At 45.4% G+C, this 16696-nt stretch carries 13 protein-coding genes; 11 read left to right on the top strand and 2 right to left on the bottom strand.

Annotated features, from left to right (window positions below):
• Positions 1 to 5 precede the first annotated feature (5 nt).
• Positions 6 to 2702, bottom strand: a complete 2697-nt coding sequence (locus LU351_RS00940; protein WP_232592119.1) for a [protein-PII] uridylyltransferase — start codon at positions 2700 to 2702, stop codon at positions 6 to 8.
• Positions 2702 to 3475, bottom strand: coding sequence for a type I methionyl aminopeptidase (map, locus tag LU351_RS00945; protein ID WP_232592120.1), 774 nt, complete (start codon positions 3473 to 3475; stop codon positions 2702 to 2704). The genes LU351_RS00940 and map overlap by 1 nt, the downstream gene beginning before the upstream one ends.
• 465 nt (positions 3476 to 3940) lie before the next feature.
• Between map and rpsB the strand changes: the two genes are divergently transcribed.
• The 11 genes from rpsB (at position 3941) to lpxD (ending at position 16635) form a co-directional block, all read left to right on the top strand.
• A complete protein-coding gene (rpsB, locus tag LU351_RS00950; RefSeq protein WP_232592121.1) occupies positions 3941 to 4684 on the top strand; it encodes a 30S ribosomal protein S2 in 744 nt (247 codons plus the stop codon).
• 195 nt (positions 4685 to 4879) lie between these two features.
• A complete protein-coding gene (gene tsf / locus LU351_RS00955; RefSeq protein ID WP_232592122.1) occupies positions 4880 to 5755 on the top strand; it encodes a translation elongation factor Ts in 876 nt (291 codons plus the stop codon).
• 226 nt (positions 5756 to 5981) lie between these two features.
• Positions 5982 to 6734, top strand: coding sequence for a UMP kinase (gene pyrH / locus LU351_RS00960; protein WP_232592123.1), 753 nt, complete (start codon positions 5982 to 5984; stop codon positions 6732 to 6734).
• A gap of 13 nt (positions 6735 to 6747) precedes the next feature.
• Positions 6748 to 7305 (top strand): ribosome recycling factor, encoded by a 558-nt coding sequence (frr, locus tag LU351_RS00965; protein WP_232592124.1) that lies wholly within the window; start codon positions 6748 to 6750, stop codon positions 7303 to 7305.
• Positions 7306 to 7333: 28 nt separating this feature from the next.
• Positions 7334 to 8077: a polyprenyl diphosphate synthase gene (gene uppS / locus LU351_RS00970; RefSeq protein ID WP_284285548.1), complete on the top strand. Its 744-nt coding sequence runs from the start codon at positions 7334 to 7336 to the stop codon at positions 8075 to 8077.
• A complete protein-coding gene (locus LU351_RS00975; RefSeq protein WP_284285549.1) occupies positions 8070 to 8903 on the top strand; it encodes a phosphatidate cytidylyltransferase in 834 nt (277 codons plus the stop codon). The genes uppS and LU351_RS00975 overlap by 8 nt, the downstream gene beginning before the upstream one ends.
• 42 nt (positions 8904 to 8945) lie before the next feature.
• Entirely contained in the window at positions 8946 to 10175 is a 1230-nt protein-coding gene (ispC, locus tag LU351_RS00980; RefSeq protein ID WP_232592126.1) for a 1-deoxy-D-xylulose-5-phosphate reductoisomerase, read from the top strand.
• Between the two features lie 114 nt (positions 10176 to 10289).
• Positions 10290 to 11642 carry an RIP metalloprotease RseP gene (rseP, locus tag LU351_RS00985; RefSeq protein ID WP_232592127.1) on the top strand — a complete coding sequence of 451 codons (1353 nt, stop codon included), beginning with the start codon at positions 10290 to 10292 and terminating at the stop codon, positions 11640 to 11642.
• Positions 11643 to 11821: 179 nt separating this feature from the next.
• Positions 11822 to 14539 carry an outer membrane protein assembly factor BamA gene (bamA, locus tag LU351_RS00990; protein WP_232592128.1) on the top strand — a complete coding sequence of 906 codons (2718 nt, stop codon included), beginning with the start codon at positions 11822 to 11824 and terminating at the stop codon, positions 14537 to 14539.
• Positions 14540 to 14841: 302 nt separating this feature from the next.
• Positions 14842 to 15351 carry an OmpH/Skp family outer membrane protein gene (locus tag LU351_RS00995; protein WP_232592129.1) on the top strand — a complete coding sequence of 170 codons (510 nt, stop codon included), beginning with the start codon at positions 14842 to 14844 and terminating at the stop codon, positions 15349 to 15351.
• 252 nt (positions 15352 to 15603) lie between these two features.
• Positions 15604 to 16635, top strand: coding sequence for a UDP-3-O-(3-hydroxymyristoyl)glucosamine N-acyltransferase (lpxD, locus tag LU351_RS01000; RefSeq protein WP_332840134.1), 1032 nt, complete (start codon positions 15604 to 15606; stop codon positions 16633 to 16635).
• Positions 16636 to 16696: the final 61 nt, after the last annotated feature.

The raw sequence follows: 16696 nt of genomic DNA on the forward strand, positions 1-16696 counted from the left end.
GTTAGTTACACCAAGGTCTGTGTATCTTTTGCTTTAATTTGTTCGTCAAGGCTCCTGCGAATAGCCGATTGCAGTTGTTCGCACAGCTCGGGGTCGCTTAATGGTGTGCCATCGCTGTTGCCAATAAAGAAGACGTCTTCGACGCGTTCCCCAAGTGTGGAGATGCGAGCATTGGCAAGGTGCACATCGAATTCTAAAAATATTCTACCAATGGTAGCGAGTAATCCTGGGCGGTCTGGTGAAATGACTTCCAGTACAGTGTGTCCGCTCACTAAATCATTGGTCAACATGGTGCGTGTTGGAATACGAAAGCTTTTCAGTGCGCGTGGTGTTCGTCGACGAATTACCTCAGAGTATTCATCCAGCAAGCTCAATTCCGTCTGTAGCGCCTCTTTGACTGTGAGAACACGAGCGTCATCGGTACCAAAGGCTTGGTCGTTTTCATCCAGCACGTAAAAGGTGTCAACGGTAAAGCCTGATTCAGAACTGTAAATGCGAGCATCCTGAATATTGAGGTTGAGTTGGTCTAAGGTCGTTGCCACTGCTGCGAAGACATTGTCGCGGTCACGAGTGCGAATGAAAATCTGTGTTGCCCCCTCAAGTGCCTGAGAGCTGGTGTCACTGATGGCGATTACCAGTTCATCGGGCGGAATGCCGGCGACGGCTTCAGTTTGCCAGGCGATATCAAGGTGGCTTTCTCGCAAAAAGTAATCCTCACCGACATCTCCCCATATACGACGAACTCGCTCTTCACTGAAGCCTTTATCAGCTAACTTTGCGATGGCAGATTGCTGGGTTTCGTCGATGAGGTCTTGGCGGTCGATGGGGTTTTCCAGGCCGCGTCGTAATGCTCTTTTGGTTTCCAGATAAAGCTGACGTAATAAACTGGCGCGCCAACTGTTCCAGATATCTGGGTTGGTGCCGTTCATATCCGCAACGGTGAGAGCATACAAATAATCCAGACGATTTTGGTCGCCAATAGTGATAGCGAAATTGCGTATCACGTCAGGGTCGGAAAGGTCTTGTTTTTGGGAGACATAAGACATCAGCAAGTGGTTGTCCACCAGCCAGACAATTAGGTTTGTGTCTCGGCGAGATAGGCCGTGCTGTGAGGCAAAGTGTCGAGCGTCTTCCGCGCCAAGCTCAGAATGATCACCGCCGCGCCCTTTGCCGATGTCATGGTATAACCCTGCGATATAAAGAAGCTCAGGCTTGGGTAGTCGCTTCATGATGTGGAATGCCACAGGAAACTTTTCTTCAGCTTCCGGATATTTAAATTTGCGCATATTGGCAATCACCAACAACGTATGCGCATCCACCGTGTAAATATGAAAGAGGTCGTGTTGCATTTGGCCGGTAATACGACCAAATTCGGGTAAGTATCGTCCTAATACGCCATAACGTTTCATACGCTTTAATTGGGTTACTAAGCCAAATTTAACTGAAAAAAGCGATAAAAATTGAGCGTGATTTTGAGGGTCGTTGCGAAAGTCATCATCAATGAGGTGACGGCTTTCTCTTATCAGGCGTATGGTTGAAGCGCGTACCCCTTTTATGGAGGGAGTATTCCCCATAAGAACAAAAATTTCTAATAGAGCCGAAGGGGTTTCTTCGAAGACTTTTATCTGTGTGACTTCGATAAAATCGTTGCGCAATTGAAAGCGTTCGTTGATGGGAACCACTGAGTGTGCTTTCCCTTTTTGTAAAATGGCTTCGCTTAAAAATTGCAGTAGTACATCATTTAATTCACGTAGTGACAGTACAACGCGGTAGTACCACTGCATAAATTGTTCAACAGCAAGGCGCTTTTCTGAATCGCTGTAGCCAAAAAACTTGGCCAGTTCCCTTTGGTGATCAAATAGAAGTCGATCTTCTGCACGACCAGCCAGCATGTGTAGCCCGTATCTTACTTTCCATAAAAACTCTTCGCCGCTTTTTAGGATGGCGTATTCTCGTTCTGTGAAAAAACCTTTACCTTCCAGTTGGCTCAGAGTCCTCACGCCGAAATAGCGTTTGGCAACCCAGCTGATGGTTTGAATATCTCTTAGGCCGCCTGGGGCACTTTTTACGTTGGGTTCTAGGTTGTATTCGGTATTGTTGTTTTTACGGTGGCGGGATTGTTGTTCTTCGAGTTTTGCTTCAAAAAAGTCAGCCGCAGGCCAAATCTTTCCTGGCCCTGTTTCTTGTCGTAAAAGGCCACTTAGGTGCGGGGCTCCAACGACAGTTCGGCACTCCATCATATTGGTGGCGATGGTGATGTCACCGGCGGCGAGTTCAGCACACTCATGCAGAGTTCGAACACTATGACCAATATCTAATCCGATATCCCACAGTAGCATCAAGAATGATTCGACGTTGTCGCTGTAGTCCTGAATGTTGTCTCGCTCAAACAACACCAGAATATCGATATCGGAATAGGGGTGGAGTTCCCCTCGCCCGTATCCTCCCACCGCAAGCAAGGCTGCATCGGTATCCCAAGTAAATTGATGCCAGGCGTAGTGCAGTAGGCAATCTATAAAGGTGGCTCGATCACAGACCAGCGCGCGAATATCGTCATTTTCTCGGAATCGGATATCAAAGTGGGTATTGGCAGCGGCAATGGCATCTTTAAAGACAGGCAGTGGGTTGCCTTGAGCAAGATTCTTGCGGAATCTCTCTTGGTCAAAAAAGAGTAAGGGTCGTTCAAAGTAAGGGGTTACCACTAAAATGATTCCTCATTACGGGCAGTCAATACTTCTACACCGTCGGCGGTGACCGCAAGGGTGTGCTCCCATTGTGCGGATAAGCGCCCATCTTTGGTCTCTACGGTCCAGCCGTCTTTTTTGAGCTTTGTTGAGGCTTTGCCGGCATTGACCATAGGTTCGATAGTGAAGGTCATGCCTTCCTTAAGCTCCAGCCCGGTTCCGGGGCGGCCGTAATGAAGGACTTGAGGTTCTTCATGGAAGACCGTACCAATACCGTGGCCACAATATTCTCGAACGATGGTGTAGTAATTTTTCTCAGCATGTTGTTGGATTACGTGGCCAATATCGCCTAGTCGAGCACCTGGCTTAACCAGTTCAATCCCTTTGTAGAGGCACTCTTGAGTAATGTTAACTAAGCGGTGAGCATGGGGTGCCACCTTACCGACAAAGTACATTTTACTGGTATCACCGTGATAGCCGTCAAAAATCACTGTAACGTCGATGTTTACAATGTCGCCCTCTTTCAGGATTTTCTTCTCAGATGGAATTCCATGGCAGACAACATGGTTAACAGAGGTGCAGATCGACTTGGGAAAGCCTTTGTACCCTAAGCAGGCAGGAATAGCCTTTTGTTCATTCACGATGTGCTCATGGCAAATTCGGTCGAGCTCTGCGGTAGTTACGCCGGGTTTGACGTAATCGCCAATCATCTCCAACACCTCTGCCGCCATACGACCGGCAATGCGCATTTTTTCGATATCTTCAGGGGTTTTTAAGGTAATTTTTGTCATAGTCAGTGATCTTTTTTATTGCAGGCGAGTTGGGCGTACTGCCACTAGGGGTCGTCGATGTGACGACCATGCCATGAACATACGTCTTGCTTTGCTTGATAGAGCCATATTTTCGGCATTGTAAACTATCCCAATTACCTCCGACAGGTGACTGGCGAATATGACTTCGTCAATAAGCAATTTTTAAAGGCCATATTAGCAACAATAGATTCAAGCTTTACTGGTGATGAGGCAAGGTTTGTGGTATAAAGCGCGCCGTCTTTCTATTGGTTATATTTTCTGTTGGTTAGATTCATCTATAAGTTGAATTACTGATCATAAAGATTAATCAAGAGAGTTAGAGACATCTACTAAATTGTCACACATACACCGACACAGATACCTGGGTGCCTGTCTTAATAAATAAGAGTGGTTGGTATTTGGGGTGTATGGAGGCTCAACCCATAGTAATTTAGGAAATTCGATATGCCACAAGTTAGCATGCGCGATATGCTTCAAGCGGGTGTCCACTTCGGTCACCAAACTCGCTACTGGAACCCAAAAATGAATCAATACATTTTTGGTGCACGTAACAAGATTCATATCATCAACTTGGAGCACACTGTTCCAGCGTTCAACGAAGCGTTGAACATCATCACCAAAATGACTGCTCAAAAGAAGAAGGTTCTTTTTGTTGGTACTAAGCGTGCCGCTCAAAAATCTGTTAAAGAGCAAGCTATTCGTTCTGGTCAGCCTTTTGTTAGCCATCGTTGGTTGGGTGGTATGTTGACCAACTACAAAACTATTCGAGCCTCTATTCGCCGCTATCGTGAATTAGAAGCCCAAAGCCAAGACGGTACCTTCGAGAAGTTAACCAAGAAAGAAGCTTTGATGCGTACCCGTATGATGGAAAAATTGGATCGCTCTATCGGTGGTATCAAAGATATGGGCGGCTTGCCAGATGCGCTTTTCGTTATCGACGTAGAGCATGAGCGTATTGCGGTTCAAGAAGCGAACAAGCTGGGTATTCCTGTTATCGGAATCGTTGACTCCAACAGCAATCCTGCAGGGATTGACTATGTTATTCCTGGAAACGATGACGCGATTCGAGCGATTAAACTCTACACTACCGCTATCGCTGATGCATGCTTGGAAGGTTTGGCCAGTGCTCAAGTGCCAAATAAAGATGAGTACGTTGAACAAGACGACGCAGCGGCAGCCGCCGAGTAATAAAGTGTTTCTCACCTTTGGGTGAACAAATTGGCGTCATAAAAGTGGCATCACCTTGAGATATAACTCTGCAACACATGGGTGTTTTGTTGTGAGTGTTAATGTGATGGTAGCACGGTTAATTTGATGCAATTAAAGAAGGGGGCCATGCCCCCTTTTTTGAAATAAAAATTCGAAGATTAAGAGGATAGGACGATGGCAGCAATTTCTGCTTCCCTGGTTAAAGATCTCCGTGAGCGCACCGGTCTTGGTATGCTTGAGTGTAAAAAAGCCTTATCTGAGGCGGGTGGTGATATTGATGTTGCCATCGAAAACCTTCGTAAAGCCAGTGGCTTGAAGGCAGCGAAAAAAGCCGGTCGTACTGCTGCAGATGGTGTTGTTGCAGCTAAAGTGGCCGAAGATGGTAGTTACGGTGTATTGCTGGAAATTAATAGTGAAACCGATTTTGTTGCGCGTGATGAAGGTTTCCTTGGTTTCGTTCAGACCGTTTTGGAGAAAACGTTTTCTTCTAAAGAAACTGATGTAAAAGCTTTGATGGCGGGTGAGTTAGAAGATTTACGTGAAAAGTTAGTACAGAAAATTGGTGAGAACATTTCTGTTCGTCGTGTTGCATTAGTTGAGGCATCTTCTGGTGTGGTAGGTGCTTACGTTCACTCTAACAACCGTATTGCTGCAGTTGTAGAGTTATCTGCTGGCAGTCAAGATGTGGCAAAAGACATTGCTATGCATGTTGCAGCAGTGAATCCTCGTGTTAATAAGCCAGAAGATATGCCTGCTGATATGCTTGAAAAAGAGAAAGATATCATCAAGGCCCAGCCGGATATGGAAGGCAAGCCTGCGGAAATCGTTGAGAAAATGATGGGTGGTCGTATCAAGAAGTTCTTGAAAGAGAATAGCTTGGTAGAGCAGCCATTTGTTAAAAATCCAGAGTTGACCGTAGGAAAATTAGCAAAAGATGCCGGCGGTGATGTGGTTGGCTTTACCCGCTTTGAAGTGGGCGAAGGTATTGAGAAGGAAGAAGTGGATTTTGCTGCAGAAGTTGCAGCTCAAGTGAGCGCTTCTCAACAATAAGTTTTTGTAGGCTCTAGGTGACAGTAAAATTGTGTTGCTGATGGGTTGATTAAAAGGGGTGAGGGCTACGCTGTCACCCCTTTTTTGTAACCACTATTGTGGGAAAGGTTTAATGACAAAGTGCTTTTTAGAAATAAGCGGGCTTTTGTCTAGGCTCGTTAACAAAATGAATTGCGCTTTGCTTCTTGATACACTGCGTTCAATCTTTTGAGGGAGTTTCCATTTCATGCCTACAACTCGAGATAAAAAATACAAGCGGATTTTGCTGAAGCTCAGTGGCGAGCAGTTGATGGGGGAAGAAGGCTTTGGCATTGACCCTAAAGTGCTCGATAAGATGGCGTTGGAAATTGGTCAGTTGGTGGGTATTGGTGTTCAGATTGGCCTTGTCATCGGTGGAGGTAATCTTTTTCGTGGTGCTGCATTGAATGCTGCCGGCCTTGATCGTGTTACCGGTGATCATATGGGAATGCTTGCGACCGTGATGAATGCGTTAGCCATGCGCGATGCTTTGGAGCGCTCTAACATTTCTTGCAGAGTTATGTCCGCAATACCGATGAGCGGGATTGTTGAGCATTATGACCGCCGTCGCGCCATTCGTTTCCTTGAGTCAGGGGAAGTGGTCATTTTTTCTGCTGGTACAGGGAATCCATTTTTTACAACAGATTCGGCAGCGTGCCTGCGAGGTATTGAAGTTGAATCGGATTTGGTATTAAAAGCCACAAAAGTGGATGGCGTTTACAGTGCCGATCCAATGAAAGATCCAACCGCGACAAAGTATGACCGTCTAAGTTTTGATGAGGTGTTAGATAAAAAGCTCGGAGTGATGGATTTAACCGCTATCTGTTTGTGTCGTGAACATGATCTCCCTGTACGCGTATTTCAAATGGACAAAGCAGGTGCCTTGTTGAACATCATTACCGGTGGTACTGAAGGAACGTTGATCGAAGAAAACATCAACGAAGAAGATAACAACGTTTAAGGGTGATAGACCGATGATAGAAGATATCAAACAAGACGCTGAAGAGCGTATGTCGAAAGCCATTGATGCTTTAGGGAATAATTTTAATAAAATTCGTACAGGTCGGGCCCACCCCAGTTTGTTAGATGGAATTACCGTAAGCTACTATGGTTCTGAAACACCGTTATCGCAGGCGGCCAACGTGTCTGTGTTAGATGCTCGTACCCTGTCCATTAGTGCATGGGACAAATCTTTGGTACCTGAGATTGAGAAAGCCATTATGAAGTCAGATCTAGGACTTAACCCTTCAACAACGGGTGAGTTGATTCGTATTCCTATGCCTATGCTGACTGAGGAAACTCGTAAGGGATTCATCAAAACCGCGAGAGGAGAAGCGGAGCAGGCGCGGGTTTCTATTCGTAATGTGCGCCGTGATGCCATTTCAGACGTAAAGGCGTTGCTGAAGGAAAAAGAAATCAGCGAAGATGATGAGCGTAGAGCGGGAGATGAGATTCAAAAGATTACCGACAAGTATATAGCGGAAGTGGATAAAGCACTGACGAAAAAAGAAGCGGATTTAATGGAAATTTAATGCCGTTGCATGAATTTGCGGAGTGTTTGTGGAATCGCAAAAATTAAAGCATGTTGCCATTATTATGGATGGCAACAACCGCTGGGCTAAGCAGCGCGGTATGCTCGGTGCTGCTGGTCACAAAGCGGGGGTTGAGCGAATAAGAGACGTTCTGAAGGCGTGCAAGTCGCATGATATCGATGTTCTCACGTTATTTGCTTTCAGTAGTGAGAATTGGCGTCGTCCCATGAAAGAAGTGGATGCGTTAATGGGGCTCTTTTTAAGTTATCTGAAACGTGAAGCTAAAAAGCTCCAAGCAGAAGGTGTTGCCTTACGCATTATCGGTAATCGTGCGCGATTTAGTCCACGTATTCAGAAAGCGATGTCAGAGGCTGAGTCTATTGCTTCTGAAGGTACTCGAACATTGGTCATTGCTGCCGATTATGGTGGTAAGTGGGATATTGCCCAGGCTTCCCGGCGCTTGGCTGAGCAGGTTGCAGCTGGTGAGTTGTCCCCTGATGATATAAATGAAGAAGTTTTTGGTGATGCGGTCAGTTTGTCTGATTTGCCCCCGTTGGATTTGTTAATTCGAACGGGTGGTGATTACAGAATCAGTAATTTCTTACTTTGGCAGGCGGCTTATGCTGAGCTGTTTTTCACTAATGTTTTTTGGCCTGATTTTAATGAAGCGTCGTTATCTGAAGCGGTGGAGGCATTTTATCGTCGACAGCGTCGTTTTGGTGGTCGCCTTCCCGAAGAGGATGAAAGTACAGTGGGTGTAGCTGGTGCTTAAAGCTCGTGTTCTTAGTGCCATTGTTATGGCTCTTGTTTTCTTGTCTGCGTTGTTTCTCTTACCTGCGGTAGGTTTCTTTGTCTTTATTTCAATCGTTGTTCTGATGGCTGCGTGGGAGTGGGCTAACCTGGCGGGCTTTCAGCGTGCTTTAGAGAAGCTGGCTTTCACTGTTTTATTATCGGTCGCGGGGCTGTGCATTGGTTGGTATGTTGGCTTAGATACACTAACGTATTTATCCGAAGAGTCCATTCGTGATGTGGTGTTAACCGGTTGTGTGTGGTGGTGTATTGCGTTGCTTTGGGTGCAAGGTTACCCCAGTAGCGCGGTCTTTTGGGGCGCTAGAGCTTCTCGTTTAGCGATGGGTTTTTTTGTTCTACTTCCTGCGTGGTTAGGATTGATTTTTGTGCGCTCACTCGAGCAGGGCGCTTGGATGATTTTGTTATTGATTGCCATTGTTGCTTGCGCAGACATAGGCGCTTACTTCACTGGAAAGGCATTTGGTCGCAGAAAGCTAGCCTCTGCCGTAAGCCCAGGAAAGTCTTGGGAAGGGGTTTGGGGAGGCTTCACTGCCAGTATGCTTTTAGCATTATTAATCGGACAAATGTGGTTTCCCGATCAGCAATTGGCACTGTTTGCGGTGGTGATTCCAACTGCCTTGGTTTCTATTCTGGGTGACCTGCTTGAAAGTATGGTTAAACGCCATAGGGGCATTAAAGACAGCGGTCAATTACTCCCGGGGCATGGTGGCGTATTAGATCGTGTTGATGGCATTACCGCTTCTGCGCCGGTTTTCACACTGGCTTTGCTTAGCACGGGTTTGGTGTAAGTGGTATACAAAAATGCCAGCAGAGTGCATGGGTAAGAGTGTATGGGGAAGGAAGGTGTGAAGAAACAGTTTGTTACTGTTTTGGGTTCAACGGGTTCTATTGGTTTGAGTACGCTCGATGTTATCTCTAGACACCCAGAACGTTTTCACGTTTACGCATTAACGGCGAATACCAAAGTAGAAGCGTTGGCTCGCCAGTGTCAGCAGTATCATCCCACGTTTGCCGTAGTCGCTGATGAAAAATCTGCGGTATTTCTCCAGCAAATCCTTGCAAAAGCTGATGTTAATACGGAAGTACTGTGGGGAGTTCAAGGTTTATGTCAGGTCGCTACTGAAGATCAGGTAGATACTGTCATGGCGGCCATTGTTGGTGCAGCGGGGTTGGAACCTACACTCGCGGCAGTCTATTCTGGCAAAAAAGTGCTATTAGCAAACAAAGAATCGCTGGTTATGGCTGGCGCATTGTTTATGGAGGCGGTACAAGATAGCGGTGCCGTTTTATTGCCTATCGATAGTGAGCATAACGCTATTTTTCAATGCTTGCCCCAGAACTCATATACAGAATCTATCTCAGCCTCAGCTAAATATACATCTAACCTCAGGACACAAGGTATCCGTAAACTTCTTTTAACCGGTTCAGGGGGGCCATTTCGTCAATCCTCTCTTGAACAATTACAGTCTGTTACTCCAGAGCAAGCCTGTAATCATCCAAATTGGTCTATGGGCCCAAAGATATCTGTAGATTCTGCCACGATGATGAATAAGGGGTTGGAGTTTATAGAGGCTTGTTGGATGTTCTCTGCGTCTCCTGCTGATATAGAGGTAGTGGTTCATCCACAAAGTGTGATTCACTCAATGGTTGAATATGTGGATGGCTCGGTGCTTGCCCAATTGGGTAATCCAGATATGAGAACGCCGATTGCCCATGCGTTGTCCTGGCCTGAAAGAGTTGAGTCGGGAGTGTCGTCACTGGATATATTTCAAGTGGCAAAGCTCGACTTTGAAGCGCCAGACTTGGATAAATTCCCTTGTTTGAGGCTGGCGCAAGAATGTGCCGATCGTTTACCGAGTGCCGCGACTGTGTTGAACGCTGCCAATGAGGTAGCTGTGGACGCATTTCTACAAAACCGGTTGCCATTTTTGAGTATTTCGAGTGTCATAGAGCACACCTTGAGTAAGATTGAAGACGTCGAACCGCAAAGTATCGACGAGGTCAAAGACATCGATCAGAGAGCACGCCATGTGGCGGAAGTGTTTTTAGCCAGTCAATAACTCAATAGATAGGCTTTTCCACTTATCGGTTTTTATTAAATAATAATGATGAAATGACATCATTAACGTGGTCGGTATTGGGCCTGAACAGTATTCATCGGATTGGTTATACAGATGATCGTATTTACAATATTGTGGTTTTTAGTCGCACTAGGCATTTTGGTCACGTTTCACGAGTTTGGACACTTTTATATTGCCAGGCGTTGCGGTGTAAAAGTCATTCGTTTTTCGGTTGGTTTTGGCAAGCCGCTATTGAGCTGGTATGACCGGCATGGCACTCAGTTTTCTTTGGCAGCGATTCCTCTGGGCGGGTATGTCAAAATGCTGGATGAGCGTGAGGGCCCGGTTCCTGACGATCAGCTAGAATATGCCTTTACTCGAAAGTCAGTTTGGCAGCGTATTGCCATCGTTGCTGCTGGTCCAGTTGCAAACTTCATATTGGCGATAGTTTTTTACTGGGCGGTGTTCTTACCTGCTGGTACCGATGTTATTCCGGTTATTGATCGTGTTTTCCCCGATTCTGTTGCGGAACAGGCGGGGTTGGAGTCTGGGCAGGAAATTCTTTCCGTGGATGGTGTTAAGACCCCAACATGGCAGCGATTGAACCAGCAGCTCCTTACACGCTTAGGAGAGTCCGGGCAGATTACGTTTACCACAAAATACCCTGATTCGGATCTCACTTATACTTCTTCAGCGTCTCTGGATGATTGGCTCAAAGGTGTAGATGAACCTAACCCCCTAGAAGGCTTGGGAGTGGAGTTATACCGGCCCAAGGTAGAGCCTAAAATTCAAAAGTTCACAGACAATAGCAGTGCCAAGTTGGCGGGTTTGGTCGCTGGTGATGTGATTACCCATGTTGATGGTATTGTATTAGAAGATTGGAACCATTTGGTGTCTTACGTGAGTGAGCGTCCTGGTCAAACGATCATGTTTAGCTATGAGCGTGATGGTGCTGCCGCCGATATGGAGATCGTCCCTGCTGCGGAAGAGCTGGAAAGTGGTGAAGTGCTGGGAAGAATCGGTATTTATCCGGTGGTGACGACTTGGCCAGAACACATGCTGCGTGAATATCGTTACAGTATCTTTGAGGCGATGGCTCGTGCAGGTGAGCGGACATGGGACACCGCCATGTTTGTGTTGATGTCGATAAAAAAATTGATTGTGGGTGAGATCTCCACGAAAAACTTGAGTGGCCCAATCACCATTGCTAAAGTGGCCGGCGATTCGGCTGAGGCGGGCTGGATTTATTACGTTGAGTTTCTTGCGCTGTTGAGTGTGAGCCTAGGCGTTTTTAACTTGTTGCCCATACCTGTTCTCGATGGTGGACATTTGTTGTATTACACCATCGAAGCCATAAAAGGAGGTCCAGTGCCTGAGCGCATACAAATGATCGGTTACCAACTGGGTTTGTTTTTAGTAGCCAGTATCATGATTTTGGCGTTCTATAACGACATAATGCGCTTGTAACCTGAATGATTTAATGATCTTAGGGAACTGGTTTGCTCATCTTCTATCAAATAGGCGCTCATATTTAAAAACTGGGTCACACCAGCTTGTAGACCAAAAGCCTTGAGTCATGATTATTTTGGTCGGCAGATATAAAAATGCGCTTAATGTTTAATTAATTTACTGATGCCTTTGCTTGTATGAATCGCTTCTCGCTTATTTTTTCCTTCTTATTATTGTTTCCGTTGGTATCCCTTGCGGAAACCTTTCGTGTGAATGACATTCGTCTTCAGGGGCTTCAGCGGGTTTCTGCTGGTACCGTCTTTGCTTCGTTGCCAATACAGGTGGGGGCTCAAATCAGTGATGTTGAAATCCAACAGTTGAGCCGTGCACTGTTTAGAACGGGCTTTTTTGAAGATATCTCTATTGGTCGTGATGGCTCTGTACTGGTGGTGACGGTAAAAGAAAGGCCCGCCATCAGCACCATTAACATTGAAGGTAACAAAGCCATTAAAACGGAGGACCTTTTGTCTGGTCTGACCGAAAATGGCTTGGCAGAAGGCCAAATTTTTAAACGCGCGACCCTTGAAGGACTTACTCAAGAACTTCAACGCCAATACGTGGCGCAAGGGCGTTATTCCGCCAGTGTTGAGGCGAAGGTCGAGTCGCTTCCCCGAAACCAAGTTGGCTTGAATATCACCATTGATGAAGGAACAGTGGCTAAAATCAAACACGTTAACATTGTTGGAAATGAGGTGTTTGACGATGAGCAGCTTTTGGAGTTGTTTGAATTAGGAACAGGTGGCTGGTTCTCTTGGTTTAGCAGTAAGAACAAATACTCCAAAGAAAAGCTTTCCGGTGATATCGAGCGATTGGAGTCGTACTATCTCGACCGCGGTTATTTGCGCTTTTCTATTGATTCAACCCAAGTCTCTTTAAGTCCAGATAAAGAAACAGTTTACATCACACTGAATATCACGGAAGGCGATGTTTATACCGTAAGCGAAGTAGACCTCGCCGGTGATTTAGTCGTCGATGAAAGTCAAATTCGTCGATTGATTTTAGTGAAAGAAGAGCAGAATTTTTCACAAGTATTAATGACCACGACTTCTGAATACATTACCAAACGCTTGGGGAACGAAGGCTATACCTTTGCCGACGTTCGAGGTATTCCAGAGCGTAATGATGACGACAATACCGTAAAAATTACCTTCTTCGTTGACCCAGGTAAGCGTGCGTATGTAAGGCGTATTGATTTTCGGGGTAATACCAAAACTTCTGATGAAGTCTTGCGTCGTGAGATGCGGCAGATGGAAGGTGGGTCGGCATCCACTGCTGCGATTGAACAATCTAAAATTCGTTTAGAGCGCTTGGGGTACTTCAAAGAAGTTAATGTCGATACCAAAGAAGTACCAGGCAGTAATGATTTAGTTGATGTTGAATACACAGTTGAAGAACAACCGTCAGGCAGTATTGGTGCTAGCGTGGGATATGCTCAGCAGACAGGGGCCACGTTTGGGGCAAATGTACAGCAGGATAACTGGTTTGGTACTGGTAAATCAGTAGGATTTTCTCTCAACACAAACCGATTCGTGACGAGTTATAGTTTTAATTACAACGACCCTTATTTTACGCCGGATGGTGTGAGTCGTGGTTTCAGTCTTTATTACCGAGAGAGGGATTTTGGTCAATTTAATGTCTCAAACTTTAATACTGATACCTATGGTGCAAACGTTACTTTTGGTTATCCCACCTCTGAAATATCGCGTATCAGTTTAGGCTTTGGATTCAGCAATATCAGTATTGATACAGGGTTTGCGGCAGTACAAGAAATACGCTCAAGCCCTCGCTTAATTGAAGATGTACCTTTGCGTTATGTTGATCAAGACACGATTGATCGTATTGAGGCGTTGATTGCCGGCGCTAGGGACTTGGATGGTGATGGCCTTTTGAGTGATGCTGAGCTGGAGGCTTTCCGTAATTATGACCCCGATGATGATCAAAGTACCTACGAGCCCAATGCCTCAGGGAATATTGACCCTTATGATTACTCCGGGATAGTAAGTACGATTACTGAAATGGATGATGTTTTATTACTCGATAGTCCAGAAGGCTTTATTGATCGTAACGGTAATGAATTTAACATGTTCACCTTTAATCTCGGGTGGAGGCAGTCCACACTGAACCGAGGCCGCTTGGCAACCCGTGGTGCATCACAGCAGGTATCGTTTGAATTGAGTGTGCCAGGCAGTGATTTGGAATACTACAAACTGACCTATAACGCGCAATATTTTAAGCCATTAACAAAGAATTTAACGCTTCGTTTAAGAACACAATTGGGTTTTGCTGAAAGTTACGGCAACACCAGTGAGCTGCCCTTTTTTGAGCATTTTTATGCGGGTGGTTTTGGCTCCGTACGTGGCTTTGAACGGAATACTCTAGGGCCACGTGCAAGCCCCGCTTTCTCTTATAACTTGTATAGAAGTCCGATCTCTGCCTCTGATACTAACGCAGATGGAAACGCGGACGAGTTTGATAATTTAGCCTCTTATATTATTGATCCTGCAACAGGCCAACTCAGTGCGTCTCAGCGTACAAGAAATGACAATCCTTTCGGTGGCAATGTCTTGATGGAGTTTGGTGCAGAGGTACTATTTCCTTTGCCTTTTATTAAAGATCAGCGCTCTATGCAGTCGGCCTTTTTTATTGATGCGGGCAATGTCTTCGATACTAATTGCCGATCCTCTCAGTTGAATTGTTACGATGTTGAGCCAGGACGTTTAAGCGCTTCTTATGGTCTAGGGTTAACTTGGATTACTGGTTTTGGTCCTTTAACGTTTAGTATTGCGAAACCCATTCAACAGCAAGAAGATGACGAAACAGAATTCTTCCAGTTCTCTTTGGGAAATACTTTTTAAGGGGTATTAGAGTAACCCCCTTTCCCTTTGAACGATCCGGTTGTTAAACAAACAACTTGGCAATTAGAAGGGATATTGGGTGTTCATTCTGGGATTTTTTGTGTGCAAGGTGCGTGACATAGCTGGAGCTTTTGTTTCCTTTGTGATCCAATACCGTCGCTTTTGTCATTGCAAAGCGCACCACCCCTTCTACGTTATTGACAATAAGGGTGTTCAGATTTTATTCATTTTTTGAAAGCCATTATTTGCTTACAGTGAATGTTGTGTTGTGGCTCAATAGGATCGACCAATAGGAGTTAAGTGTGAAAAAGTTAAGTGCTTTCGTAGTGGCTATAGTTGCCATCGTTGTTTGTAGTGTGGCCTCTGCGGAAACCAAAGTGGTTGTCTTTGATTTGGAAGCAGCCATTTTAAATACCGATGCAGCGAAAAAAGCCAGTGAAGCTTTGAAGAAAGATGCAGAGTACGCTTCTTTACAAGCGACCTATGACAGCTTGAGAGCAGATATGGCTGCTCTTCAAAAGAAGCAGGAAAGCAAGGGAATGACATGGGATGCCAATACTTTGGCAGAGCATCGTAAAACGGTTGAGTACAAAAGAGCGGATTTGGAGTTGGCAGTTAAAAAGTTACAAGCAGAGCAAAATGCTGCTGTTCGTGGCTTATTGCAAGAATATCAAGGTAAAGCAAAGAAAGCATTGGATGAAGTTATTAAAGCAGAAGGCATTTCTATTGTATTGAGTGCCAAGCAGTCTTACTACGCCGAACCGAGTGCAGATATTACTGGTAAGGTCACTGCAAAGCTCAACAAAATGTAATTTATCATCAGCGGTATAAATACTTATCGTGAGTTTATGTCGTTGATATTACGATGAGATAATGTAATACACTGGCAGCCTCGAAGTGAGCGGTTTCTTGAAACTGGCTCACTTTCTTGTTTTTAAGCCCAGATTTTATACTTATCGGTTTCAAAGTTTATATTTTAGTTGTTGTATCGTTAGCCCTAAGACTGGCATAGGACGATGTATTATTAAATAGGTCTATTTCTTCCAAATCGGCGTTAAGGTGGTGTGGCTTTGTTTGTATTAAAAGAACTTTCAGAGCGTATAGGCGCTGAACTTATTGGTGATCCTCAATTATCGATCACTGGAATTGCAACTCTTCAATCGGCTTCCCCGTCAGACATTTCTTTTCTAGCGAATCCGAAATATCAGAAGTACTTATCTAATACAAACGCTGGTGCTGTCATTTTGAGCCCAAAAGTCGCTGATGCCTTCGAAGGCAACAGATTAATTTGTGGTGACCCTTATCTAGCGTACGCTGCTTTAACGGCTCTTTTTGCCGAGCCCTATGGAGGCCAAGAGCATTGCCACCCGAGTGCGGTCGTCAGTGATGGGGCGGAGATCGCCAGCACGGCTTGTGTCATGGCTAATGCTGTTGTTGAGGCAGGTGCGGTTATTGGTGAGGGCGCAGTTGTGGGCGCAGGCAGTGTCGTGGGGCGCCGTTCTATTGTTGGGGTGAATACTTGTCTTGCGGCGAATGTATCGGTTTATCACGATGTGAAGATAGGAGAAAACTGCATTATTCATTCCGGTGCGGTCATTGGTGGTGATGGGTTTGGGTTTGCTCCCAGTGGTAATGGTTGGGTGAAAATTCATCAACTTGGCGGTGTGAGGATAGGAAATCGCGTAGAAATTGGCGCAAACACCACTGTAGACCGAGGTGCCCTAGATGATACGGTTTTAGGAGACGGTGTGATTTTGGATAATATGGTACAAATAGGTCACAGCGCTGAACTGGGTGAAAACACAGCAATGGCAGCTTGCTCGGGTGTGTCGGGCAGTACCAAAGTAGGGGCGAATTGCACCATCGCGGGTGGGGTTGGAATTGCAGGGCATATAACGATAGTGGATGGTGTTCATATCACAGCGATGTCTATGATTACTAAATCTATCCTGTCACCGGGTTCTTATTCTTCCGGCACGCCATTTAATGATACAAAGTCGTGGCGTAAAAATGCGGTACGTTTCAATCAACTGGATAAAATAAGTAAGCGACTTTCCCTTCTAGAAACTCAGCATAAAATGACTGATGCTGATTAAGTTCTTGCCTTACTTTCATGATTCGTGAAAGCGCCTCATTTTTTGATTAATAAGGTTTTGT

The organism is Marinibactrum halimedae (genome assembly GCF_021234875.1).
GTDB classification, from domain to species: Bacteria; Pseudomonadota; Gammaproteobacteria; order Pseudomonadales; family Cellvibrionaceae; genus Marinibactrum; species Marinibactrum halimedae.

What these genes read in the sequence shown, in the direction of transcription:
- map (WP_232592120.1), bottom strand. Translation starts at nt 3,475, where the DNA reads ATGACAAAAATTACCTTAAAAACCCCTGAAGATATCGAAAAAATGCGC.
- rpsB (WP_232592121.1), top strand. Translation starts at nt 3,941, where the DNA reads ATGCCACAAGTTAGCATGCGCGATATGCTTCAAGCGGGTGTCCACTTC.
- tsf (WP_232592122.1), top strand. Translation starts at nt 4,880, where the DNA reads ATGGCAGCAATTTCTGCTTCCCTGGTTAAAGATCTCCGTGAGCGCACC.
- pyrH (WP_232592123.1), top strand. Translation starts at nt 5,982, where the DNA reads ATGCCTACAACTCGAGATAAAAAATACAAGCGGATTTTGCTGAAGCTC.
- frr (WP_232592124.1), top strand. Translation starts at nt 6,748, where the DNA reads ATGATAGAAGATATCAAACAAGACGCTGAAGAGCGTATGTCGAAAGCC.
- ispC (WP_232592126.1), top strand. Translation starts at nt 8,946, where the DNA reads ATGGGGAAGGAAGGTGTGAAGAAACAGTTTGTTACTGTTTTGGGTTCA.
- rseP (WP_232592127.1), top strand. Translation starts at nt 10,290, where the DNA reads ATGATCGTATTTACAATATTGTGGTTTTTAGTCGCACTAGGCATTTTG.
- bamA (WP_232592128.1), top strand. Translation starts at nt 11,822, where the DNA reads ATGAATCGCTTCTCGCTTATTTTTTCCTTCTTATTATTGTTTCCGTTG.